The organism is Christiangramia aquimixticola, from assembly GCF_048285835.1.
GTDB classification, from domain to species: Bacteria; Bacteroidota; Bacteroidia; order Flavobacteriales; family Flavobacteriaceae; genus Christiangramia; species Christiangramia aquimixticola.
Genome location: NZ_JBLVTL010000044.1, coordinates 1 through 397 on the forward strand (window position 1 = coordinate 1; position 397 = coordinate 397).

The 397-nt window shown below is 39.0% G+C and carries 1 protein-coding gene; it reads right to left on the reverse strand.

Annotated features, from left to right (window positions below; translation table 11 throughout):
• Window positions 1–39: 39 nt before the first annotated feature.
• On the reverse strand, window positions 40–397 hold a 358-nt coding region (locus ACNKXV_RS13415; protein WP_417908241.1), incomplete at its 5' end, for an outer membrane beta-barrel protein.

A 397-nucleotide genomic window follows, 5' to 3' on the forward strand; every position in this document is an offset into this window, starting at 1 on the left:
TTTAATTTCATTGTGGTAGAGCTTGGCTGTTGTGTTAGATTATCTGTCATTTTTTACTTCTACGCCCCTCATATTGTAGGTCACGCCGAGGAGGAAATACCTAGACAAGGTTTCGATTCTTCCATTGGAAACGAAGTTTTGTCCTGCAAATTGACTGATCGTTTCATTTTGCTTGAAGATGTCATAGGCAGAGAGCCTGATTTCCCATTTTTTAGCTTCACCGATGAGTTTGTAGACAAATGCATTGAGAATGGGTACTTCCTGACTAAATCCAAAACTCTCATTTTCAAACCGGCTGTAGTTGAATTTCATGTCGAAATAAAAAGCCTTAGGAAGCTTGATGTTCATGTTTGTGTATGCACTCCAATTAACGATATCCTGATTTTGGGCGGGATTT